At 39.2% G+C, this 23,897-nt stretch carries 26 protein-coding genes; 22 read left to right on the top strand and 4 right to left on the bottom strand.

The window, feature by feature from the left end:
• Nucleotides 1-37: 37 nt before the first annotated feature.
• The 16 genes from rimP to ACIQ2D_RS02450 all read left to right on the top strand — a co-directional run bounded on the left by rimP (nucleotide 38) and on the right by ACIQ2D_RS02450 (nucleotide 15,195).
• The gene (gene rimP / locus ACIQ2D_RS02525) at nucleotides 38-514 is read left to right on the top strand and encodes a ribosome maturation factor RimP (protein WP_053584304.1); all 477 of its coding nucleotides are present in this window, start codon (nucleotides 38-40) and stop codon (nucleotides 512-514) included.
• Nucleotides 515-538: 24 nt separating this feature from the next.
• Nucleotides 539-1,678: a transcription termination factor NusA gene (gene nusA / locus ACIQ2D_RS02520; protein WP_402858880.1), complete on the top strand. Its 1,140-nt coding sequence runs from the start codon at nucleotides 539-541 to the stop codon at nucleotides 1,676-1,678.
• Nucleotides 1,679-1,879: 201 nt separating this feature from the next.
• The gene (gene rnpM / locus ACIQ2D_RS02515; RefSeq protein WP_053584302.1) at nucleotides 1,880-2,158 is read left to right on the top strand and encodes an RNase P modulator RnpM; all 279 of its coding nucleotides are present in this window, start codon (nucleotides 1,880-1,882) and stop codon (nucleotides 2,156-2,158) included.
• Nucleotides 2,155-2,463, top strand: a complete 309-nt coding sequence (locus ACIQ2D_RS02510; RefSeq protein WP_402858877.1) for a YlxQ family RNA-binding protein — start codon at nucleotides 2,155-2,157, stop codon at nucleotides 2,461-2,463. Before rnpM ends, ACIQ2D_RS02510 begins: the two co-directional genes overlap by 4 nt.
• A 14-nt stretch (nucleotides 2,464-2,477) precedes the next feature.
• Complete coding sequence (infB, locus tag ACIQ2D_RS02505) at nucleotides 2,478-4,757, top strand: translation initiation factor IF-2 (RefSeq protein WP_402858874.1); 2,280 nt, start codon at nucleotides 2,478-2,480, stop codon at nucleotides 4,755-4,757.
• Nucleotides 4,757-5,035, top strand: a complete 279-nt coding sequence (locus ACIQ2D_RS02500; RefSeq protein ID WP_402858871.1) for a DUF503 domain-containing protein — start codon at nucleotides 4,757-4,759, stop codon at nucleotides 5,033-5,035. The genes infB and ACIQ2D_RS02500 overlap by 1 nt, the downstream gene beginning before the upstream one ends.
• 146 nt (nucleotides 5,036-5,181) lie before the next feature.
• Nucleotides 5,182-5,523, top strand: a complete 342-nt coding sequence (gene rbfA, locus ACIQ2D_RS02495; protein ID WP_402858868.1) for a 30S ribosome-binding factor RbfA — start codon at nucleotides 5,182-5,184, stop codon at nucleotides 5,521-5,523.
• 319 nt (nucleotides 5,524-5,842) lie between these two features.
• Nucleotides 5,843-6,754 (top strand): tRNA pseudouridine(55) synthase TruB, encoded by a 912-nt coding sequence (gene truB, locus ACIQ2D_RS02490; protein WP_402858865.1) that lies wholly within the window; start codon nucleotides 5,843-5,845, stop codon nucleotides 6,752-6,754.
• 14 nt (nucleotides 6,755-6,768) lie between these two features.
• Nucleotides 6,769-7,719, top strand: a complete 951-nt coding sequence (ribF, locus tag ACIQ2D_RS02485) for a riboflavin biosynthesis protein RibF (RefSeq protein ID WP_402858862.1) — start codon at nucleotides 6,769-6,771, stop codon at nucleotides 7,717-7,719.
• 176 nt (nucleotides 7,720-7,895) lie between these two features.
• On the top strand, nucleotides 7,896-8,165 hold the full coding sequence (gene rpsO / locus ACIQ2D_RS02480) for a 30S ribosomal protein S15 (RefSeq protein WP_402858859.1): 270 nt from the start codon (nucleotides 7,896-7,898) through the stop codon (nucleotides 8,163-8,165).
• Nucleotides 8,166-8,362: 197 nt separating this feature from the next.
• On the top strand, nucleotides 8,363-10,477 hold the full coding sequence (gene pnp / locus ACIQ2D_RS02475) for a polyribonucleotide nucleotidyltransferase (protein ID WP_402858856.1): 2,115 nt from the start codon (nucleotides 8,363-8,365) through the stop codon (nucleotides 10,475-10,477).
• Between the two features lie 61 nt (nucleotides 10,478-10,538).
• On the top strand, nucleotides 10,539-11,762 hold the full coding sequence (locus tag ACIQ2D_RS02470; RefSeq protein WP_402858853.1) for a M16 family metallopeptidase: 1,224 nt from the start codon (nucleotides 10,539-10,541) through the stop codon (nucleotides 11,760-11,762).
• Between the two features lie 153 nt (nucleotides 11,763-11,915).
• Nucleotides 11,916-12,902 carry an ABC transporter substrate-binding protein gene (locus ACIQ2D_RS02465; protein WP_402858850.1) on the top strand — a complete coding sequence of 329 codons (987 nt, stop codon included), beginning with the start codon at nucleotides 11,916-11,918 and terminating at the stop codon, nucleotides 12,900-12,902.
• A gap of 15 nt (nucleotides 12,903-12,917) precedes the next feature.
• Nucleotides 12,918-13,907, top strand: coding sequence for a FecCD family ABC transporter permease (locus tag ACIQ2D_RS02460; RefSeq protein WP_402858847.1), 990 nt, complete (start codon nucleotides 12,918-12,920; stop codon nucleotides 13,905-13,907).
• Entirely contained in the window at nucleotides 13,907-14,689 is a 783-nt protein-coding gene (locus ACIQ2D_RS02455) for an ABC transporter ATP-binding protein (RefSeq protein ID WP_402858844.1), read from the top strand. Before ACIQ2D_RS02460 ends, ACIQ2D_RS02455 begins: the two co-directional genes overlap by 1 nt.
• Before the next feature lie 11 nt (nucleotides 14,690-14,700).
• Nucleotides 14,701-15,195: a pyridoxamine 5'-phosphate oxidase family protein gene (locus ACIQ2D_RS02450; protein WP_402858841.1), complete on the top strand. Its 495-nt coding sequence runs from the start codon at nucleotides 14,701-14,703 to the stop codon at nucleotides 15,193-15,195.
• A gap of 88 nt (nucleotides 15,196-15,283) precedes the next feature.
• On the opposite strand, the gene ACIQ2D_RS02445 is transcribed toward ACIQ2D_RS02450, so the two are convergent.
• From ACIQ2D_RS02445 to ACIQ2D_RS02430, 4 genes are read right to left on the bottom strand one after another with little or no spacing between them, the layout of a single operon-like run.
• Nucleotides 15,284-15,898, bottom strand: a complete 615-nt coding sequence (locus ACIQ2D_RS02445; RefSeq protein WP_402858838.1) for an ABC-2 transporter permease — start codon at nucleotides 15,896-15,898, stop codon at nucleotides 15,284-15,286.
• Between the two features lie 13 nt (nucleotides 15,899-15,911).
• Nucleotides 15,912-16,538, bottom strand: coding sequence for an ABC-2 transporter permease (locus tag ACIQ2D_RS02440; protein WP_402858835.1), 627 nt, complete (start codon nucleotides 16,536-16,538; stop codon nucleotides 15,912-15,914).
• The gene (locus tag ACIQ2D_RS02435) at nucleotides 16,535-17,383 is read right to left on the bottom strand and encodes an ABC transporter ATP-binding protein (RefSeq protein ID WP_402858832.1); all 849 of its coding nucleotides are present in this window, start codon (nucleotides 17,381-17,383) and stop codon (nucleotides 16,535-16,537) included. The genes ACIQ2D_RS02440 and ACIQ2D_RS02435 overlap by 4 nt, the downstream gene beginning before the upstream one ends.
• On the bottom strand, nucleotides 17,384-17,761 hold the full coding sequence (locus ACIQ2D_RS02430; protein ID WP_402858829.1) for a GntR family transcriptional regulator: 378 nt from the start codon (nucleotides 17,759-17,761) through the stop codon (nucleotides 17,384-17,386).
• A 151-nt stretch (nucleotides 17,762-17,912) separates the two neighbouring features.
• Here ACIQ2D_RS02430 and ACIQ2D_RS02425 point away from each other — a divergent pair, with 151 nt between their 5' ends.
• From ACIQ2D_RS02425 to ACIQ2D_RS02400, 6 genes are all read left to right on the top strand, one after another.
• Complete coding sequence (locus ACIQ2D_RS02425; RefSeq protein WP_402858826.1) at nucleotides 17,913-18,176, top strand: YlmC/YmxH family sporulation protein; 264 nt, start codon at nucleotides 17,913-17,915, stop codon at nucleotides 18,174-18,176.
• A 9-nt stretch (nucleotides 18,177-18,185) separates the two neighbouring features.
• Nucleotides 18,186-18,965 carry an NAD(P)-dependent oxidoreductase gene (locus tag ACIQ2D_RS02420; RefSeq protein WP_402858823.1) on the top strand — a complete coding sequence of 260 codons (780 nt, stop codon included), beginning with the start codon at nucleotides 18,186-18,188 and terminating at the stop codon, nucleotides 18,963-18,965.
• Nucleotides 18,959-19,549, top strand: coding sequence for a dipicolinate synthase subunit B (locus ACIQ2D_RS02415; RefSeq protein ID WP_402858820.1), 591 nt, complete (start codon nucleotides 18,959-18,961; stop codon nucleotides 19,547-19,549). The genes ACIQ2D_RS02420 and ACIQ2D_RS02415 overlap by 7 nt, the downstream gene beginning before the upstream one ends.
• 82 nt (nucleotides 19,550-19,631) lie before the next feature.
• Nucleotides 19,632-20,669, top strand: coding sequence for an aspartate-semialdehyde dehydrogenase (locus ACIQ2D_RS02410; protein ID WP_402858817.1), 1,038 nt, complete (start codon nucleotides 19,632-19,634; stop codon nucleotides 20,667-20,669).
• A 13-nt stretch (nucleotides 20,670-20,682) separates the two neighbouring features.
• The gene (gene dapA / locus ACIQ2D_RS02405; protein ID WP_402858814.1) at nucleotides 20,683-21,582 is read left to right on the top strand and encodes a 4-hydroxy-tetrahydrodipicolinate synthase; all 900 of its coding nucleotides are present in this window, start codon (nucleotides 20,683-20,685) and stop codon (nucleotides 21,580-21,582) included.
• A gap of 306 nt (nucleotides 21,583-21,888) precedes the next feature.
• Nucleotides 21,889-23,556 (top strand): ribonuclease J, encoded by a 1,668-nt coding sequence (locus ACIQ2D_RS02400; RefSeq protein ID WP_402858811.1) that lies wholly within the window; start codon nucleotides 21,889-21,891, stop codon nucleotides 23,554-23,556.
• Nucleotides 23,557-23,897 lie beyond the last annotated feature (341 nt).

Raw genomic sequence — 23,897 nt, 5'->3', positions numbered from 1 at the left:
TATTATGCCAGAAATTGAAGAATGTCAGGAGGATACTATGAGCAAAGTACCATCTGTAATTGAAGAACTTGTTACACCAATCGTTGAAGAATTAAACCTCGAATTAGTGAATGTCGAGTTTGTTAAAGAGGGACGTGACTGGTTTTTACGTGTTTATGTGGATACACCTGAGGGTGGAATTGACATTAGCCAATGCGCTCAAGTGAGTGAACGATTAAGTTTACTATTGGATGAAAAAGATCCAATTACACAAAACTATTATTTAGAAGTATCGTCACCTGGGGCAGAACGCCCATTAAAAAAAGATACAGACTTTGAAAAAGCAATTGGGAAGTTTATTTATGTGAAAACATATGAGCCCATTAAGGACATGAAAGAATTCCTAGGCTACTTAACTTCGTATGATGAACATACATTAGTGATGGATGTGCGTATTAAAACGCGCAAAATTACTGTGACAATTGAACAAAAGGAAATCGCATTGGCTCGACTTGCCATTGATTTTTCAGCATAATGCATATTTAGGAGTGAAAATAAAATGAGTAGTGATTTGTTAGATGCGCTAACTGCGCTAGAAGAACAAAAGGGAATTTCAAGAGATGTGTTAATCGAAGCAATTGAAGCTGCTTTAGTAACAGCTTATAAGCGTAACTTTAACCAAGCTCAAAATGTTCGTGTAGACTTAAACTTAGACAAAGGCTCAATGCGTGTGTTCTCACGTAAAGATGTTGTTGAAGAAGTAGAAGACGATCGCTTACAAATCTCTCTTGAAGATGCTAAGGCAATCAATCCGGCATACGAACTTGAAGACATTGTGGAGCAAGAAGTAACACCTCGTAACTTCGGGCGTATCGCTGCACAAACTGCTAAACAAGTTGTAACACAACGCGTACGTGAAGCTGAACGTGGTATAATTTATGAGCAGTATGTAGACCGTGAAGACGATATCGTAACAGGTGTTGTAGAACGTCTAGATGCACGTAACATTTACGTTGGACTTGGGAAAGTGGAAGCAGCATTACCACAAAATGAACAAATTCAAGGTGAAACATATAACCCACACGATCGTATTAAAGTATATATTACTAAAGTAGAGCGTACGACACGTGGTCCACAAGTGATCGTGTCTCGTACACACCCTGGTTTACTTCGTCGTCTATTTGAAATGGAAGTACCTGAAATTTACGAAGGCATCGTAGAGATTAAATCGATTGCTCGTGAGGCAGGAGATCGTTCTAAAATCTCTGTATTCGCACATAACGAGGAAGTTGATCCAGTGGGTTCATGTGTAGGTGCAAAAGGTGCGCGTGTGCAAACAATCGTCAACGAATTAAATGGCGAAAAAATCGACATTGTTGAGTGGTCAGAAGATCCAGTTGTGTTTGTAGCGAATGCACTTAGCCCTTCTAAGGTATTAGATGTGCAAGTAAATGAAGAAGAAAAATCAACAACTGTTGTCGTACCAGACTATCAATTATCATTAGCAATTGGTAAACGCGGTCAAAATGCTCGCTTAGCTGCCAAACTTACTGGCTGGAAAATTGATATTAAAAGCGAAACAGATGCACGTGAGTTAGGTATTTACCCATCTGCTACAAGTACATTCGTATTAGCTGAAGATGAAGAAAGCGACTACGAAGATGTAGCAGTCGACTTATATCAAGACGACGAAGAATAAGAAAGAAAACCAATGCTAGTAGGCGAAAAAAGTAAATATTCTTTTGAATTGGATTTTCGTCTAGCTTCAAGCGCTACACCCTCGAGGTCGCTTCACCTCTTCGGTCGGAGAAAAAATGTCTCCCTAGTAAGAGGCTCTAGCGTTTGTCAGGTGCGAACTGGCGCTTTCAGCATTTGTTTTTCATAAGGGAAGGTGATTCTTATGTCGATTAACAGAAAAGTGCCTCTTCGAAAATGTGTAGCAACTGGAGACATGCTACCGAAAAAAGAAATGATTCGTGTTGTTCGTTCGAAAGAGGGCGAAGTAAGCGTCGATGTTACAGGGAAAAAGCCTGGGCGTGGCGCGTATGTTTCAAAGTCAGAACAAGCGGTTGACATCGCACGTAAGAAAAATGTTTTAGGGTATCAACTTGATGTGAAAATTCCTGATGAAATTTATGAAGAACTATTGACATTAATCCGTAGGGAGTCAATTTTATGACGAATCAAGCAGTTTTTAATTTGCTTGGCATTGCGGCGAGAGCACGCAAAGTCACTTCAGGAGAAGAGTTAGTAGTTAGAGAAGTCAGGAACGGTAATGCTAAAATAGTACTGCTTGCAAATGATGCTTCTAAAAACTCTAGCAAAAAAATTCAAGATAAATGCACGTATTACAACGTTGAGTATCATGTGATTGGCGATCGTTATGATTTAGGACATGCTACAGGTAAAGAGGCCCGCGTGGCTTTAGCTATTACCGACCAAGGTTTTGCAAGCAAATTGTCTAGTCTACTCAACGAAAAATAATCGGGGGTGAGCAGATGACCAAAATTAGAGTTCATGAATATGCGAAACAAGTGAATAAATCGAGTAAAGAGGTTATTGAAGCGCTAAGTAAAATAAATGTGAGTGTAACGAATCATATGTCTACACTAGAAAACGACACTGTGACGAAGTTAAACCAAACATTTAAGAGACCTGCAGAAAAACAAGAAGCTAAACAATCTACTCAAAGAGTTTCACAGCAAGCTACTAAAGGGCAACAAAAAACACAGCAGCCGGTGAAAAAACAAGAAGGTACGAAGCAACAACCTAATTCGTTTAAGCCGCGAGCTAACAACCAGCAACAATCGCAACAAACCCAAAATTCGTCTAACGAAAAATCTAAGAATGCAAAAGGTAATCAAAATAGAAATATGACACAAAATAATAATAATAACAATAATAATAACCGTAGAGGCGGCGGTTTCAATCAACGTCCAAAACCAGGAATTCACGGCGGTAAACGTCGTCATCCTAAAACACACCAACCTACATTACCAGTGAAACAAAAAGAATTACCAGAAAAAATTACTTTTGTTGAATCACTGTCTGTAGCAGAATTAGCGAAGAAATTATACCGTGAGCCATCTGAAATCATCAAAAAGTTATTCATGTTAGGTGTAATGGCAACAATTAACCAAGAGCTAGATAAGGATGCAATTGAGTTAATTTGTGCAGAATACGGTGTAGAAGTAGAAGAAGAAATCCGTGTAGATATTACGGATTTAGAAACGCACTTCGATCAAGATGAAGAAGTAAACGAAGCAGAATTATCAGAGCGTCCACCTGTAGTGACAATCATGGGTCACGTTGACCATGGTAAAACAACTTTACTTGACTCTATTCGTCATACAAAAGTTACTGCTGGCGAAGCAGGCGGTATCACACAACATATCGGTGCTTACCAAGTAACAGATGGTGACAAAAAAATTACGTTCCTAGATACACCTGGACACGCAGCATTCACAACAATGCGTGCACGTGGTGCAAAAGTAACGGACTTAACAATTTTAGTTGTAGCTGCTGATGATGGTGTTATGCCTCAAACAGTTGAAGCTATTAACCATGCTAAAGCAGCAGAAGTACCAATTATCGTAGCGGTAAATAAAATGGATAAACCTTCAGCAAACCCTGACCGCGTTATGCAAGAGTTAACAGAACATGGTTTAGTACCTGAAGCTTGGGGTGGCGAAACAATTTTCGTGCCAATCTCAGCATTAAAAGGCGAAGGTATCGATACATTATTAGAAATGGTATTACTTGTAGCAGAGGTTGGAGAGCTAAAAGCAAATCCAAACCGTTTAGCACTTGGTACAGTAATCGAAGCACAACTTGATAAAGGTCGTGGTTCAGTAGCGACACTTTTAGTACAAGATGGTACTTTAAAAGTTGGAGATCCTATCGTAGTCGGACATGCATTTGGTCGTGTACGTGCCCTAGTTAATGACAAAGGCCGTCGTGTGAAAGAAGCGGGTCCATCGACACCAGTTGAAATTACAGGTTTAAATGAAGTGCCACAAGCTGGTGACCGCTTCGTAGTATTCGAAGATGAGAAAACAGCTCGTCAAGTTGGTGAATCACGTGCGATGACAGCAATTCAAGCACAACGTTCTGAAAAACAACGTGTAACGCTTGATAACTTATTCGAACAAATGAGCCAAGGCGAAATGAAAGAATTAAACTTAATTGTCAAAGCTGACGTACAAGGTACGGTTGAAGCGATGGCTGCTTCACTAATGAAAATCGACGTAGAGGGCGTAAACGTGAAGATTATTCATACAGGTGCTGGTGCAATTACAGAATCTGATATCTCACTTGCAGCTGCTTCTAATGCAATCGTTATCGGCTTTAACGTACGCCCAGATACAAATGCGAAGCGTGCAGCAGAACAAGAAGGCGTAGACATCCGTTTACACCGCGTCATTTATAAAGTAATCGAAGAAATCGAATTTGCGATGAAAGGGATGCTTGATCCAGAATTTGCAGAAAAAATTATTGGTCAAGCTGAAGTTCGTCAAACAATTAAAGTATCAAAAGTTGGTACAATTGCAGGTTCTTATGTAACAGAAGGTAAAGTAACACGCGATTCTGGCGTACGTGTCATCCGTGACAATGTCGTTATTTTCGAAGGTGAACTTGATACATTAAAACGCTTCAAAGATGAAGTAAAAGAAGTTGCAAGAGGATACGAGTGTGGTATTACAATTACGAACTTTAATGACGTTAAAGAGGGCGACATCATTGAAGCCTACATTATGGAAGAGATTAAACGTTCTTAATGATTGTATACGCAGAAGTTGAATTCATTATTCAAACTGCCCATTCGTTAAAGGAAAAACGCGCTGTACTTCAGCGTATGATTACCCGCACAAAGCAGAAATTTAATGTTTCTATTGCCGAGGTTGACCATCAAAATGTTTGGCAACGTACGAAATTAGCGCTGGTTGCTGTTTCTTCTTCGAAAGAAGCAGCAGAGCGTGAAATCAATCATGCACTTCATTTTTTACAGTCGAATCCGGCATGGGAACAGCTTGATGTGTGGCGAGACTATTTATAGGTATGAAAAGATATTTGCGCTCGTCTACACGCGACAAGTGCTTGCTGCATCCTGACAAGTGTGTCAGACACGCATCGGAAGGATTCTCAAGATACCTCGAGCGTGTAGCGCAAATTATCTGGACAACGAAATTGAGGTGACTAACTATGTCTCTACGCTCAAACCGTGTTGCTGAGCAGATGAAAAAAGAGCTTGGCGAGATTATTGGCCGTAAAATTAAAGATCCGCGTGTTGGTTTTGTAACTGTTACTGGTGTTGATGTAACAGGCGATTTACAACAAGCGACTATTTATATTACGTCTTTAGGTAATGAACGTGAACGTGAGGAAACATTGAAAGCTTTAGTAAAGGCTTCAGGCTTCATCCGTTCAGAAATTGGTTCACGTATCCGTTTACGTCGTACACCAGAGTTAATCTTTGAATTTGATTCATCGATTGAATATGGGAACCGAATTGATTCATTATTACGCGATTTACACAAAGAATAAGAAAAGTGCTAAAGCGTCCGTCTATCCCCGTGTCGGCAAAAACGCCGCTTCCGTGCGGCATTGCCGACATGACTCACATCGTGTGAGCCTCTAGCGTTGGCCGCAAAAAACACCACATCCTGTGGTATTTGTGCCACTAACACATCCATGTGCGTCGGAGAGCCCGAAGTGAAAGTGCGCACTTACACTTTCACCCGAGGGATCGAAACGACCTCGAGGGGATGGCGCTTTAGCCTAGACAAGAATAAGAAAAATGAAAAGTCTGCCCTATGCATGTTCATGCAGGCAGACTTTTTTGTTATTAATGAGGAGGAATGACATGAACGGTATTTTACCACTTTGGAAAGAACGTGGCATGACGAGTCATGATTGCGTTTTTAAATTACGAAAAATTTTGCGCACGAAAAAGGTCGGGCATACAGGAACGCTTGATCCTGGTGTGGAAGGCGTATTACCGATATGTATTGGACAGGCGACACGCATCGCTGAATACTTAACAGATACAGGGAAAACGTATGAGGCGGTTATTTCAATTGGCCGTACAACGACGACAGAAGATGCAGAAGGGGAAACAGTCGAAGAAAACACTGCACATAAATCCTTCACACGAGCACAGCTGCTCGAAGCATTAGCATCGTTAACAGGTGTGATTACTCAAACGCCACCTATGTTTTCAGCAGTAAAAGTGAATGGTAAACGCTTGTATGAATATGCACGAAAAGGTGAAACGGTGGAACGACCGACACGTCAAATAACGATACATTCACTTGAATTATTAGATGAAGTTGATGTATATGAAGGGCAAGAGATTACATTTCCTGTGCGCATCGCATGTAGCAAAGGCACGTATATACGCACGTTAGCCGTTCAAATTGGGGAAGCCCTTGGTTATCCTGCTCATATGGCAGAGCTTGTTCGTACGGCGTCAGGTACATTTACAAAAGAAAACTGCTACACACTATCACAAGTGGCAGAACTTATGGAAGCCGATAACGTCGATGCATGCATTTTACCGGTCGAACACGCCCTATCAGATTATCCATATATCGAGATTGATAATTCGAATGAAAAAGAAATTTTAAATGGACAAGTGCTTCCTATGGATGCATTATTAAAGGTACATGATAAAATTGTATTTGGGATACAAGGGAAAGCATTTGCGGTTTATCAGGCTCATCCTACGAAGGAAGGGTTTATGAAGCCACATAAAATGTTCCCAACGATAGAGTAGGAGGAATTTTTGGTATGGAGGTCATTCATTTAAAATACCCACATCAATTACATCAACGAGAAAGTATGCAGCCATACTCACTTGCACTCGGCTTCTTTGATGGTGTGCATCTAGGACATCAGGCCGTAATTGCAACAGCGAAGGCAGAAGGGGACAAGCGAGAAATTCCAACGGCAGTCATGACGTTTGATCCGCACCCTTCATTAGTGCTAGGTGGACGTAATGAAAAAGTATTTTACATTACGTTATTACAACAAAAGTTGCAACTATTTGAGGAGCTAGGCGTTGATACGGTATTTGTTGTACATTTCACATCCGATTTTGCCAAGCTATCACCAAATGACTTTGTAGATACTTTTATTCGCGGGTTAAATATTCAACATGTGACGGCGGGCTTTGACTTTTCATTTGGTGCGTTTGGTAAAGGGACAATGGAGGATATGCGTACATTAAGTAATGGTGATTATGGTGTTACTGTGGTCGAAAAAAGAGCAGATGATGTGGAAAAAATAAGCTCAACACGTATTCGCAAACTCCTAAAAGAAGGCGATATGGAAGCTGCACGTATACTGCTTGGCAGACCTTTCGAAATATCCGGGATTGTTGTACACGGTGATAAACGTGGTCGTACAATCGGTTTTCCAACAGCCAATGTCCAGGCGTTAGAAGGGTTGTTTATTCCTGCAAGTGGTGTATATGCGGTACGTTTAAACGTACAAAATAATTGGTATGATGGTGTTTGTAATGTTGGATATAAACCGACATTTAAAGACCCAAATAACAAACAGTTATCCATCGAAGTACATATATTAGACTTCGAGAAAAATATATATGGCGAAGAAGTAAAAGTTAGATGGTATCAACGAATTCGCAGCGAGCGTAAATTTGATGGCATCGAAGCTTTGAAGACGCAAATTGAACAAGATAAAACACAAGCAATTCAATATTTCAAGAACTTGAGTTAATTTTAACATGATGTAGCGAAGGTTTTATGTTGAGGTAAATTAGATTGCTTGCTTGGCAATTCTTTTTATGGTAACATTCATAAGTGCATAAAGTGCTTAACCTTAGCTCGGTATATCGATGACTCCAACGTTTACTGTGCTAATGGGGATAAACAATTATTTAGGAGGTCAATAAAATGGCTATTACAAAACAACGTAAAAACGAATTAATCGCTGAGTTCCGTACTCACGAAAGTGACACTGGTTCTCCAGAAGTACAAGTGGCAGTTTTAACAGCTGAAATCAATGCTTTAAACGCTCACTTACGTACACATAAAAAAGATTTCCACTCTGAGCGTGGTCTTTTAAAAATGGTAGGTCGTCGTCGTCACTTACTTAAATATCTACGTGAAACAGACGTACAACGTTACCGTGAATTAATCACTCGTTTAGGCTTACGTCGCTAATTGACAAACAAAAAGCGGGATTATTCCCGCTTTTTCTTTATGCAAAAAAATGATTCCTAAATAAATTGGCAAGTATGTAAATCCAATGTATCATTAAAATAATGAAATATTTCGCATAGAACAAGCATTTTTGGTACACTTACTATTAATACATACAGATGAGTAAGTGTTTTTTATAATAGAGAGGGGTTCATTGAATGAACGAAAAGAAAGTCTATTCATACGAATGGGCTGGCCGTCCACTAGTTATTGAAGTAGGACAGTTAGCAAAACAAGCAAACGGTGCAGCATTAGTACGTTATGGTGATACTTCAGTATTAGCAACAGCGACAATGTCAAAATCACCAAAACCATTAGATTTCTTCCCATTAACAGTAAACTACGAAGAACGTTTATATGCGGCGGGGAAAATTCCTGGTGGCTTTATCAAACGTGAAGGCCGTCCTTCTGAGAATGCGATTTTAACGAGCCGTTTAATCGACCGTCCAATTCGTCCAATGTTCCCAGATGGTTTCCGTAATGAAGTACAAGTTATCTCTATGGTTATGTCAAATGATTCAGATTGTACGGCTGAAATGGCTGCAATGATCGGTTCATCTTTAGCATTAGCTATTTCAGATATTCCATTCGGCGGACCAATCGCTGGTGTTCAAGTTGGTTATATCGACGGAGAATTCGTTGTAAACCCAACTGTTGAACAGACTAAATATTCGACTATACACTTAACAGTGGCAGGGAACAAAGATGCAATCAACATGGTTGAAGCAGGTGCTTTAGAAGTACCTGAAGAAATTATGCTTGAAGCAATTATGTTTGGTCACGAAGAAATTAAAAAAATGATCGCTTTCCAAGAGCAAATCGTAGCAGAAGTTGGTAAAGCGAAAAAAGAAATTACTTTATTCGAAATCGATGAAGCGATTCAAGCTGATATTAAAGCTGCATGTGAAACAGAAATGCATGATGCTATTCAAACAGTTGAAAAGCATGCACGTGAAGAAGCGATTCAAGCTGTAAAAGAACGCATTGTTGCTTCTTATGAAGAACAAGAAGCTGATGATGTGACGATGAAACAAGTACACACTATTTTAGATAAAATGGTGAAAGACGAAGTACGTCGTCAAATTACAGAAGATAAAATTCGTCCAGATGGTCGTAAATTAGACGAAATTCGCGCACTTTCTTCTGAAACTGGTTTACTACAACGTACACACGGTTCTGCACTATTCACACGTGGACAAACACAAGCCCTTTCAATTTGTACACTAGGCGCACTTGGCGACGTACAAATTATTGACGGTTTAGGTATTGAAGAATCTAAACGCTTCATGCACCATTACAACTTCCCTCAATTCTCAGTAGGGGAAACTGGCCCAATTCGTGGACCAGGTCGTCGTGAAATTGGTCACGGTGCTTTAGGCGAACGTGCTTTATTAGCAGTTTTACCAGATGAAAATGCATTCCCTTACACAATCCGTTGTGTATCCGAAGTACTTGAGTCAAATGGTTCTACATCTCAAGCGTCAATCTGTGCTTCTACTTTAGCAATGATGGATGCAGGTGTACCTTTAAAAGCACCAGTTGCAGGTATCGCAATGGGTCTTATTAAAAAAGGCGAACATTACTCAATCTTAACAGATATCCAAGGTATGGAAGATCACCTTGGTGATATGGACTTTAAAGTGGCAGGTACAGCTAAAGGTGTAACAGCACTTCAAATGGACATTAAGATTGATGGATTATCACGTAACATTTTAGAAGAAGCATTAACACAAGCGAAAATTGGTCGTATGCACATTCTAGAATCAATGCTTGCAACACTTGCAGAGCCACGTGAGAAATTATCTACGTACGCACCAAAAATCGTTATCGTGAAAATTAATCCTGATAAAATCCGTGACGTAATCGGACCAGGTGGTAAACAAATTAACAAAATCATCGAAGAAACTGGCGTGAAAATTGATACTGAACAAGACGGTACAATTTACATCTCTTCTGCAAATGAAGAAATGAACGCTCGTGCTAAACAAATCATCGAAGACATCGTACGTGAAGCGAAAGTGGGCGAGTACTACTTATCAACTGTTAAACGTATCGAGAAGTTCGGTGCATTCTGTGAAATCTTCCCTGGTAAAGATGGTTTATTACACATCTCAGAAATCCAAGAAGAGCGCACAAAACAAGTTGAAGACGTCCTAAAACTTGGCGATCAATTGTTAGTGAAAGTCATTGAAATCGACAAGCAAGGCCGTGTCAATATTTCTCGTAAAGTAGTCGTGAAAGAAGAAAAAGAACGCGCTGAGCAAGGTAAATAATTAGTATAAACAAAAGGCTGCGTATAAAGCGCAGCCTTTTTTAATGGAAAGAGGGAGTTATTTGGTACAAGTACACACATGTCAAAATGGTGTGCGTATTGTGTCCGAACAAATTGACCATGTGCGCTCAGTTACACTTGGGATTTTTGTGGATGCAGGCTCACGCTACGAATTGCCAGAAGAAAACGGCATTACACATTTCATCGAGCATATGCTTTTTAAAGGGACAGCAACGCGCTCAGCCCGCCAAATTGCGGAAGCATTTGACCGTATAGGTGGAGAGCTAAATGCCTTTACATCAAAGGAAAACACATGCTATTACGCAAAAGTATTAGACCATCATGCTGAACTGGCAGTTACGATTTTAGCAGATATGTTCTTTCACTCTACATTTGCAAAAGAAGAATTAGAGAAAGAACGCCAAGTCGTGTTAGAAGAAATTTTAATGTCCGAGGATGCGCCAGACGACGATGTCCACGAAAAGCTATGGGAAGTAATGTATCCAAACCATGCGCTTGGGCGCCCGATTCTAGGAACAGCAGAAACGTTAAAAACATTTACAGCCGAGACAATTCGTACATATATGGCGAAACATTATGGACCGAAATCGGTAGTTATCTCAGTAGCGGGTAATATTTCAGCAGAATTACTAGCAACAATTGAGGATCTATTTGGGCAGTATGAGGGGTCACCTTTAGCAGTAGAGCCTGTATTAGCGAAACCAGCATTCAATCCAGGTGAAATAGTGAAATTACGTGATACAGAGCAAGCACACCTAGCGATATCTTATCCAGCAATCGGTGTGAAGGATCCAGATATGTATAGCTTTATTGCACTGAATAATATTATTGGTGGCAATATGAGCTCTCGTCTATTCCAAGAAGTGCGAGAGGAGCGTGGCTTAGCTTATTCCATTTTCTCTTATCAATCTTGCTATGCAGACGTTGGTGCGTTTACGATATATGGTAGCACTAGTCGTGAGCAATTGCCGCAGTTACAACATACGATTGATGCAACATTGCTAGATATTGTGGCTGGTGGTGTGACCGAAGAAGAACTAGATAATGCCAAGGAGCAACTAAAAGGTAGCTTTGTACTTGGGTTAGAAGGAACGGGCTCCCGCATGAACCGAAACGGTACTAACGAACTTGTACACCGCAAACATCGTTCAGTGGATGAAATTTTAGATGCGATTGATGCTATTTCGATGGAATCTATAGACCGTCTCATTGCGAAAATTTTAAAAGCAGAACCAGCGATTTCGATTATTGGACCAAAACTATAATTTTTAAAGGATTATTCACAGATTTTCATGTGAGTAATCCTTTTTTAGTTTTTAAATGAAAAAATTTCTCAATTAGCTATTGTCTTTCTCAATAAACTTTGATAGTATAAGTGATATTGAAAATCATTATCATTTAATCGGGGGTTACTATTGATGAAGAAGTTTGCGGGTGTAGGTCTCCTAGCGTTATCATTAGCGCTGTTTGGCTGTACAGAACAAGAAGATAAGAGTGAGGGTTCAGTTGAAGTTAAACCACAGGAACAAGCAGCAGAGAAGCCTGTCGCAGAAGCAAATACTTTTGAAGATGGTGTGAATGAAGAAAAATTCCAAGAAGCATTAGCAGCGTTCCCAGAAACGGTACCAGATAAAATTGTTACAACTTCGGTTCCTTTAACAGAGATGCTTCACTTACTCGACATTGTACCTGTAGGCGTACCTACATCTACAAATCCGATTCCAACTGACTTTGATGCGATTACGCGTATTGGTTCACCAATGGCACCAGATTTAGAAGTAATCTCAAGCTTACAAACAGAGTTAATTGTTGGCTCAGCGGCTTTACAAGATACACTTGATAAAGCATTAGTAGGAATGAATTTACAAACAGCATACTTACCAACAGATTCTTATGAAGATTTAAAACTAAGCTTTAAAGTCCTAGGTACATATTTTGGAAAAGAAGAAAAAACAAATGAAGTATTGCAAAAAATAGTAGCGAAAGAACAAGAATTAGAAGCCCTAGCACAAGGAAAAGAACTGCCATCCGTTATGTTGGTAATGGGTACATCTGATTCGTTTATGGTCATGAACGATAAATCATATTTAGGTAGTTTAGTAGAAAGACTTGGTGCAGATAACATTGCAACGTCCGTATTAAAAACGGAATCAACATATTCAGCGATTAACTTGGAAGAAATTGTTGTCGCTGATCCAGATATGATTTTTGTCTTAGCATCAGGGGATCACGGAGCAAATGAAGATAAATTTAAAGAAGAAATCGCAAAAAATAGTGCTTGGACACAATTATCGGCGTACAAAAACGATAAAATTTATATACTAGATTACAGTGTTTTTGGCGTAACATCTATTGCGAATGTCGATACAGCATTAACAACAATTTCAGATTACTTTTTTAAATAGAATGAGGAACTTCACATGATAAGTACAACAAGAAGTCGCACAATTGTCATCATAACGTTTGTACTAGCGATTATTGCAGCGATTGTTGCGATGGGGCTAGGCAGTGTGCACATAACAGTACCAGATATTTTAAAGACAATTTTTAATGGACGTGAGGAAGGCGTCTATACAACGATTATATGGGATATTCGACTTCCACGCGTTCTACTAGCGCTCATTATCGGCGCTAACATAGCTATTTCTGGTGCGCTTTTACAGGCTGTAATGGGCAATCCACTTGCAGATCCAGGGTTAACGGGTGTTACAAGTGGCGCAGCTGCATGTGTATTACTTATTATGCTAGCAAATCCTGAATATACACATTTAATTCCATTAGCTGCATTTGTCGGTGGGTTAATAGCAGCGGGCATTGTTTATGCCCTTGCTTGGCGCCGTACAGGCATTTCGCCAATTACGATTATTTTATCTGGGGTTGCGGTTAATGCCTTATGTGGCGGCATTATTGGTTTTCTATCGATCTTATACAGTGATCGTTTGCCATCTGCAGTGCAGTGGCTGAATGGTAGTTTAGCTGCAAAGGGGCATGCTTCCTTACAAATGATTTATGTGTATGCCATCATCGGTTGGATATTATCAATATTTGCGATTCGCAAAGCAAACATCATTCGTTTAGGTGATCAAGTCGCAACGAACTTAGGTGAAAATGTGACACGCATCCGCATCATGCTGTCAATTCTAGCTGTATTTTTAGCAGCCATTTCAGTAGCTGCTATCGGTATGATAGGTTTTGTTGGCTTAATTGTTCCGCACATGGCGCGTTTACTAGTCGGCTCGGATTATAAATATATGCTACCGATGAGTATGGCAATGGGAGCGATTATCTTATTGATTGCCGACACAGGTGGACGTACATTGTTTGCACCACTTGATATTCCAGCCGGGATTTTAATGGCGGTAATTGGTGGTCCGTACTTTTTATACTTAATGAGAAAGAAGGCGTTTTAATGTTAAAAATTGAACAGCTATCCGTTCGTTATGAGCAAAAAGAAGTTGTCCATGATTTTTCATTTGATGTCAAAAAAGGTGAGGTACTATCGATTATCGGACCAAATGGCTCGGGAAAGTCGACAATTTTAAAAGCGGTTGCACGCATGTTGCCATACAGCGCAGGTACTGTTACATTTGACGGAGAAAATATGCGGAAATTATCGTCAAAGGAGATTGCCAAGAAAATGTGTGTTTTAAGCCAGCGCAATCAAGCACCTTCAGATATTACAGTACGTAATTTAGTATCATATGGTCGTTACCCACATAAAAAGTGGTTTGAGCGGTTAGATGATGAGGATTATGCGATTGTCGATTGGGCCCTTGAAAAAACACAACTGACTAAGTATAAAGATCAATCCATTGCTGCGTTATCAGGTGGGGAATCACAGCGTGCTTGGATTGCGATGGCATTAGCCCAAAAACCACAAATATTACTATTAGATGAACCGACAACATATTTAGATATTGCGCATCAACATGAGGTGTTAGAGTTAGTTCGCGAACTCAACCGTGATACTGGTATGACCGTTGTGATGGTGCTCCATGATCTAAATCAAGCTTCTAGTTATAGTGACCGAATTGTTGTTGTCAAGGATGGGCATCGTGCGCAAATTGGTACGCCTGATGATGTCATGACAGAGCAAATGATTCAGTCTATTTATAAAATGGAAGCAGAAATTCAGCACGTCACGTGGGATACAGCCCCGCGAATTCAATTAAAAAATACAGTGAAATGTTAGGAGATTCAACTATGCAAAAAATAATTGATATTGAACAAATTAGAAAAGATTATGAGGCATTTATTCAAGGAAGAAAGAGCTTTATGCTTAGCTTTGTAGATAAAGAAGGAAAGCCATTTAGTAGTTCGGCAGCTTTCGTACAAGTAAATGGTAAGTTTTATGTTTATGTTAGTCGCATTGCTGAACATCATCAGTTGCTTGATGATGCACAAGTTGTGGATGTATTATGTGTAGCAGATCAAGCCGTGACACAAAATCATTTTGCGACAGAGCGCGCACGTTGGCAATGTATGCCTAAAAATTTAGGCAATGAAGGGCATGAGGAGGTATTTGCAGCATTTGATGAGGTACATACTGCAAATATGATGAAGCTATTACGTACACTTGATTTTTCATTATTTGAGCTAACACCATTAAAAGGTCGCTATGTAGTCGGATTTGGTAAAGCATTCGACATTGACTTTGAAGAAGATACGTTAACGCATGTGGTCATTGATAAAAAATAGAGCCCACAATTAACTTTAGCCTTTTTTAGCACATTTAAATTTTTCGCCACGAATCCCTATATGTATGGATTCGTGGCGTGTTTTATTTTTAGTAAATATCATGTTTATTATAGTGAGCAACACATTTTTGGAAGCTTAAAATAACTGGTATTATGCTAAAGAATGTCGGTATAAGAATGATGAAAGCTGAGGGGGACACTAAAGATAAGTAATAATGAATAGGAAAGTTAATGACGAGAATGATAAAAATAACACCCGATATAGCATAAATTTTAGAATTGCTGTTTTTAGGACAATAATGTACATAAAATTGCAGACTCAACAGCCAAATCATACTACTAAAAAATGCGGCAAATATAGCAAAATGTTCGATGGTGTTATTAGTAGCGTTTTGATGTGAAAAATAACTAGGACTGATTGCACTAAAAGCAAGTAAACATATGCCATAGCAAAATAAAAAGTCAACGAATAGTTGTGTTTTTTTCGATACAGGTAATGCATTCACAAATACTGCCCACTTACTTTGTTTGTCCTGCTCGTACATACTCGTTATGAGTAGTAAAAGGAGGGTAGTAGGAACGAATAATAACGAAAAACTGCTGAGAAAACGCACTCCAAATAGTGTGGTGAATATACAGAGGAGGAGGAGGAGCAATATGAAGGGTTTTTGTGCTGTCATTCGTTGCCAAAGTAATGCTTTCATCCTAAATCCCCCCTTAAAATTCTTTTCGCTTATAAATAATGACCGCTACTACATAAGAAAATGCTAAAAGGATGAGCCCGATAATAGGTGCGACATAGCTGAAATTCTTCATCTCAATGAGTTGAAGTAGAAGCCCTCCGATATGACCCTCAAAAAAATTAACCAACAACATCGCTAAAAAGGAAAAAGTAAGCATAATAATACGTCCGAAAAATGAGCCGAATTGTATGTAAATAGGTAGCATTATTGCTAGGAAACAAAAACCAATCGTAACAACTATACGTAGTGTTAAATATACATCGGTTATAATGACAAAATCAGAAAAATGTGTAATGAAAAATGCTAAGGGCATTGTAATGATTAAACCACCAAGCATGAGCGTAATGCCTAGTAAATATTTACTGCACACAATAGAACTTTTTGTAAGTGGTAGCGTATTTGCAAATTGGCCCCAATTGCACTGCTCGTCATAGGCGAGTGTGGCGATGACATGTATAATTGCCATCAATGCTATAAAAGGGAGGAGTAATGCCCCCTGGTGTATAAACGCCACTATAAATACAATGAATAAAAATAAGATAATTTGTTGTTTTAGTTTGTGCTGGGCGATCAATAAATCCTTTATAAATAAGGCAGTCACGATGAAATCCCACCTTTCACATAATAGAGCATAATCTCTTCAATGGAAGGCTTACTTAACATAAACGCATTATTCACTTCATTCTTTTTCACGAGCAGTTCAACGCCAAAAGTAGATTCTCGCCATCCAATTATGGCGTGTTCTGGTAATGCTTCTGCCGACTCCCTTGAACCTTTAAAAATGCCGTATTCATACAATAATACATCCTTACTTTCACTAAATAAAATTTCGCCATCATGGATAAACGTAATATAATCTGCAATCTTCTCTAAATCACTCGTAATATGTGAAGAGAATAAAATACTGTGTGATTCATCTTGCATAAACTCTAAAAATAGGTCGAGAATTTCATCACGAATAATGGGATCTAGCCCGCTTGTTGGTTCATCTAAAATAAGTAGCTTCGGATGATGGGCAAGTGCCAGTGCAATAGAAAGCTTCATTTTCATACCGCGAGATAGTTCTTTTACTTTTTTCTTTGTAGGCACTTTGAATTGCGTAAGACGTTCAAAATAGTATGCTGAATCCCAATTCTTAAAAACCTTGGCCATAAACTTGTCGAGCTGTGTGGCATTTAATACTTCAGGTACATGCAAATCATCGAAGACGACACCAATTTCACTTTTTACCTCAAGCTCATGTTTGATGTGGTCTTTGCCGAATAGTAAAATTTCTCCGTGTTTCTTCTTTAGTAAATTGAGCACACATTTTAGGGTCGTTGATTTGCCTGCACCGTTTTCCCCGACAAAACCCATTACAGTTCCTTGTGGTAAAGAAAAGCTAACATCTTTGAGTGAAAAACCGTCGAAAGTTTTATGTAGATCGTGAATTTCAATGGCGTTCATTTAGTGTTCCTCCTCTAACATCAATGATATTAATTCCTGCAATTCTTCTTTTGCGATACCCGCTGTTTTTGCTGTTTTTACAGCTTTTTGTAAATGTTCCTCTACTTGTCGCAGTAATTCCTCTCGTAAAAAATCCTGATTACGCTCTGTTACGAAGCTGCCTTTTCCTGCGACGGTTTCTATAAAGCCATCACGTTCTAAATCGGCATAGGCTCGTTTGGTAGTCATGACGCTAATTTTCAACTCTTTTGCAAGCGAACGAATAGAAGGGAGTGCATCACCAGGAAGCAATTTATTCGCTAAAATTGCTTCTTTTATTTGTGTGGTTATTTGCTCATAGATTGGTTTGTCGCTCGCGTTGCTTAAATGGATATGCATTATAATGTATTCACCTCACAAATAATAACTGTATATACACACTATATACGGATTGCGAGAATATTACAAGCAATATGTCATCCTAAAGTTGGGCACGAATTGCAAAAGGGTGGCATATATTGGGGTAATGGCACAAGGAGGGAGATGAGGCATGTTACTATCAGAAATGGTGGATAAAGAATTAATTCAAGTAGAAGGTGGCGTACACTTTGGCATACTGGCTCATACAGAATGTCTATTAGATGTACAAACAGGAAAAATTCATGGTTTTGAAATTTTGAAAGAAAAAGGCCCATTCCAAAAAAAGAAAGTGAAAGTTAGTGAAATGATTCCATGGCAAGAAATTATTTTAATCGGTGAGGATCGAATACTGTTTAATAAGACAACTACGGTTCAGTCAGAATTTTTAGATTGAGGTGAGCGTTTGGAAAACGAGAAATGGCTTGTCATCGGAGAAGACTCCAGGCTGAAGGAATTAGCGACAATGCTGCGAAGCCCTTCACGTACTGTGTTCTATAAAAGAACCACTGTATGGAATGAAGAATTAAATAAACTGGTGCTGGAATTCCAGCCGAATAAAATAATTTTACCGATACTTCCGTTAAAAATAGAAGTCGAACAGTTATACGGGATATCAAGAGTAAAGTTCTATACAGGAAGACTTACAATGCATTGGAAGCAACTGTTAGAAAAGAATCAAACGACTAATTATTTACAACAAGAATCGTTTATTTGGCAAAATGCGCGATTGACTGCAGAGGGATTTATCGCCACGTTTTACGGGCTCGAGCAGAAGTGTATTTACGGACAAAACTTTACAATCGCAGGCTTCGGCCGTATCGCCAAAATGCTCGCCTCTTTACTCGTAAAGATGGGTGCTAATGTTCATATTGTCGCGCGTTCTGTTGTCCAAGTGAGCGAGGCAAAAGCATATGGCTATAAAGCGACAAATTTAGATGATCGCAAATGGTCCATTCATGACAGCATCTTTATTAATACGATTCCAGCAAAGTGGGTAACAGAATCGTTTGAAGATGATGTACCCGCTGTTATGTATGACCTAGCATCAGAACCTGGCTGTTTAGATATTGACTCTGAACAGTTGCAGACGTATGTACTATTGCCGTCATTACCTGGGAAATACTTTGCGCATGATGCAGCTGAGATTTTGTGCAAGGCAATAGAGGAGGAAGAAAATTGCTAACGGGGAAACGGATTGGTTTAGGCATAACAGCTTCACACTGTACGTATGAAGATGTCGTGCCTAAAATTCAAAATTTTATCGATGCGGGTGCTTCGGTTATACCGATTATTACGCACTCGGTGTTACATGCAGCAACACGTTTTGGGACAGGTGAAGAATGGATTGCAAAAATAGAAGAATTGACGGGTGAGAAGGTCGTATCTTCTATTAAAGAAGCGGAGCCGTTTGGACCATCAAATCCACTAGATGCAATGGTCATTGCACCGATGACAGGTAATAGCATTAGTAAATTTGCCAATGCGGCAACGGATAGCCCAGTATTAATGGCAGCGAAAGCAACGTTACGTAATGGTTCACCGGTTGTGTTAGGCATTTCAACAAATGATGCACTTGGTTTAAATGGTCAAAATATTATGAAGCTTATTAATGCAAAAAACATTTATTTTATCCCGTTTGGGCAAGATTCTCCTGAAGGTAAGCCGAATTCATTAATTTCTGATTTCAATCAAATGGTAGAGACTGTTCATGCAGCAATTGCGCATAAAAAGCAATTACAGCCAATGTTGATACAATATTTCAAATAATTCCTCTATTACACACAATTTTCAGTATTTTTGTGATACAATAGCACACATTATAGAACTTGTATTCAAGGAGAGATGGCAGATGACAAAGCAGTTAACAGTTGCGGTTGTAGGTGCAACAGGTGCAGTAGGTTCAAAAATGATGGAGCAGTTAATAAAGCGTAAGTTCCCTATTGGAAATATTAAGTTTTTAGCTTCTGCACGTTCAGCAGGTAAACCAATCGAATTTAATGGTCAGATATATATAATAGAAGAAGCAACACCAGAAGCTTTTGAAGGTGTAAATGTTGCATTATTCTCTGCAGGTGGTTCAGTATCAGCAGTACTTGCACCGGAAGCGGCAAAACGTGGGGCTGTTGTTATTGATAATACGAGCCATTTCCGCATGGATCCGGAAGTGCCGCTTGTAGTACCAGAAGTAAACCGTGGAGATCTTGCAAAACATAAAGGGATTATTGCAAATCCAAACTGTTCAACAATCCAAATGGTTGCTGCACTTGAGCCAATTCGTGCAGCATTTGGATTAACTAAAGTATTGGTATCCACATATCAAGCTGTTTCAGGTGCAGGTATTTCTGCGATTGAGGAATTAAAGGCACAAAGCGGACACTGGGATGCAGGTAAAAACGTAGAAGCGAATATTTTACCTTCTGGTAGCGACAAACGTCACTATCCAATCGCTCGTAATGTTATTCCACAAATCGATAAATTCACAGATAACGGATTTACATACGAAGAAATGAAAATGATCAACGAAACGAAAAAAATTATGCATGCACCTGAACTTTCAGTAGCAGCTACATGTGTACGTGTGCCGGTCGTTTCAGGACACTCTGAATCTGTTTATATTGAACTAGAGAAAGAAACTTCAGTACAAGAAATCTTTGATGTATTACGCAATGCACCTGGTATTGTATTAGAAGATGATATCGCAACACAAACATACCCTATGCCAATTTACGCTGAAGGGGAAGATGCAACATTTGTAGGGCGTATTCGACAAGATTTAGACAATAAAAAAGGCTTCCATCTATGGATTGTATCTGACAATCTATTAAAAGGCGCCGCACTAAATTCTATTCAAATTGCAGAAGCAATGCTTGAGGATAACTTACTATAAGAGGGGTGTAAGGATGAATATAGGTAGAATTGGAACGGCAATGATTACGCCGTTCAACGAAGATGGTACGATAAATTATCCAGAACTTGAACGTATTATTAATCATTTAATTAATAACGGTACTGATTGTATCGTTGCTTGTGGTACAACATCTGAAAACCCAACAATGACAACAGAAGAGAAAATCGAGGTTGTTCGTTTCACAGTTGAAAAAGCAGCAGGTCGTGTACCTGTAATCGCTGGAACAGGTGATAATGAAACAGCTTATTCGATTGCTATGACACATAAAGCAGAAGAAAACGGTGCTGATGGCATTATGCTTGTAGCTCCGTATTATAATAAACCAAATCAACGTGGGATTTATGCTCACTTTGAAACGATTGCGAAAGAAACGAAACTTCCAGTAATGCTGTACAATGTTCCTGGACGTACGGGCATTAACGTGGCGTTTGAAACATCTGTTGCGTTAAGTAAAATTCCGAATATCGCATGGATTAAAGAAGCAAGTGGTAATCTAGATCAAATGGGCGATATTATTGAGAATGTTGACGCTGCAGATGATTTCTTAGTGTATAGCGGTGATGATGGTTTAACATTACCATTACTTGCTATTGGTGGTGCTGGTATCATTTCAGTAGCTTCCCATGTTGTCGGTAATGATATGCAGTTAATGATTAAAGCATTTAATGAAGGCAATCATGAGCTAGCTGCAAAGATCCACCGTTCATTACTACCACTTGTACGTGCATTATTTGCACAGCCGAACCCATCGCCAATTAAATATGCGATGACAAAGCTAGGCTTTGATACATTAAATGTACGCTTACCAATGGTGGAAATGACAGACGAAGAAAAAGCTAACTTTGACCAAGTTTGGGATACGTACCAAGAAAAAGCAAAGAATTATAGGTAAAGTAGAGGCGGAGTTGATATAAATCAACTCCGTTTTGTTATTCGTAAGGAATTAATAGATATTGTTGTTCGTGATCCAAAGTGAGAAGAAATGCTCCGTAAGTGAGGAAATTGGTCCTCCCACCAAGATCTCATCAACGTATTGAGAGATATTTCTATATAGAAACTACAACAAAATAGCAGTGGATGAAATAAAATACATGTTTCCAACGCGAAACATGTATATTTAATTTGTGCAAAAGCCTTGCAAACCGTATAATGAAAAATAAGTGGTTGCTGTTCGGGATATCTTTTAGGAGGAAATAAATTGACAAAAAAGAAAAATGAATCGATTCGTATCATTCCACTTGGTGGAGTGGGCGAAATCGGAAAAGCAATGTACGTAGTGGAAATCGATGAGGAGCTATTTGTCGTTGATAGCGGATTAATGTTCCCAGAAGACGAAATGCTTGGTATAGATATCGTGATTCCTGATATTACGTACTTAGAAGAAAATAAAGAGCGTGTGAAAGGTATTTTCTTAACACACGGACATGAAGATGCAATTGGTTCAATTGCGTATGTTTTACAAAAAATCAAGGCGCCAGTGTATGGTTCGAAGTTGACAATTGCGCTTGCAAAAGAACATTTAAAAGAATTACCTGCACCACATCAGGTGAAATTCTTTGAAGTAACAAATCGAAGCCGTATGAATTTCAACTCGACGTATGTGACATTCTTCCATACAACACATAGTATTCCCGATGCATTAGGGGTAGTGTTCCATACTTCAGAGGGTGCGATTGTGCATACCGGTGAATTCAAGTTTGACCAATCAGCTACTGGTAAATTCAAACCGGATTTAGCGAAAATGGCGCAATTGGGTGAAGATGGCGTGTTTATTTTGCTTTCTGAGTCATGTGAAGCAGAACGCCCAGGCCATACAACGTCTGAAACTGTTATTGAAGAACAATTATCAAAAACATTTCATTCTGCACCAGGGCGCATTTTAGTCGCGGTTTATGCATCGAACTTTATTCGTATTCAGCAAGTGTTTACACAAGCTCAAAAATCTTTCCGTAAAGTGGCGATTGTAGGGAAACCTTTAGAAAAAGCGGTAGATTTAGGTGTGCAACTAGGCTACTTAACAGTAGACGAAGATACGATTATCTCAATTGCTGATATGAATAAATATCAGGAAGATGAAATTATTATTATCGCAACAGGTAACAAAGGCGAACCACTTGATGCTTTGGAAAAAATCGTACGTAAACATCACCGTGATATTAAAGTGAAAAAAGACGATACTGTGCTTGTTACGTTTACGCCCTCGCCAAATATGGAAGTTCAAATGGCGAATACAATGAACCAACTTGCAAAAGCAGGGGCTGAAATTTTAACTTCAAGCAAAAATGTCCATGTCTCAGGGCATGGTAGTCAAGAAGATTTAAAGTTAATGTTGAATTTAATGCAGCCAAAATACTTTATTCCTGTACAAGGTGAATACCGTATGCTGATTGCACATTCTAAGCTTGCTCAGCAACTAGGTATGCAAAAATCTCAAATCTTTATCGCTGATAAAGGAGATATCGTCGAATATAAAAACGGCAAAATGCGTATGAGTGGCCGTGTTCAAGCTGGTAACATTTTAATCGATGGTATTGGTGTTGGCGATGTTGGAAATATCGTGTTACGTGACCGTAAACTACTATCTCAAGATGGTATTTTCATTGTCGTTGTAACATTAAATCGCGCACAAAAGAAAATTGCCTCAGGTCCTGAAATTTTATCTCGTGGCTTTGTGTATGTACGTGAATCAGAAGCGTTAATGACTGAAGCATCTGAAATTGCAAAAACTGTTATTGAAAAATACGTGGGTAAAGACACGTTTGAGTGGACAAACATTAAACAAGAAATTCGTGATACATTAAACACGTATTTATTCCAAAAAACAAAGCGCCGCCCAATGATTATCCCAATCATTATGGAATATTAAAAGAAAAGCTCCAAACGCCCGTTTTCACCCGCGTCGGCAAAAACGCCACATCCATGTGGCATTGCCGACATGACTCACATCGTGTGAGCCTCAAGCTATTTTTGAGCCCGAAGTGAAAGTGCGTTTTTACACTTTCACCCGAGGGATCTAGGCAACCTAAGTACGCCGCATCCATGCAGCAATGGTTGCATGACCAACATCGTGTTGGCCTCGACCTCGAGGGTGTGGCGTTTGGAGCTAGACAAGAAAAGCTCCAAACGCCCGTAGCGGTGAAGCATTGCATTAAAAAGGATTTTCTAACCGATTGTAACGGTAGAAGGTCCTTTTTTTTGAAAGGAAAC

The sequence above is a fragment of the Lysinibacillus sp. NPDC097287 genome, assembly GCF_044761695.1.
Classification (GTDB): Bacteria; Bacillota; Bacilli; order Bacillales_A; family Planococcaceae; genus Lysinibacillus.
The sequence above is the reverse complement of the archived record's forward strand: the minus strand, read 5'-3'. Positions and strand labels throughout refer to the sequence as shown.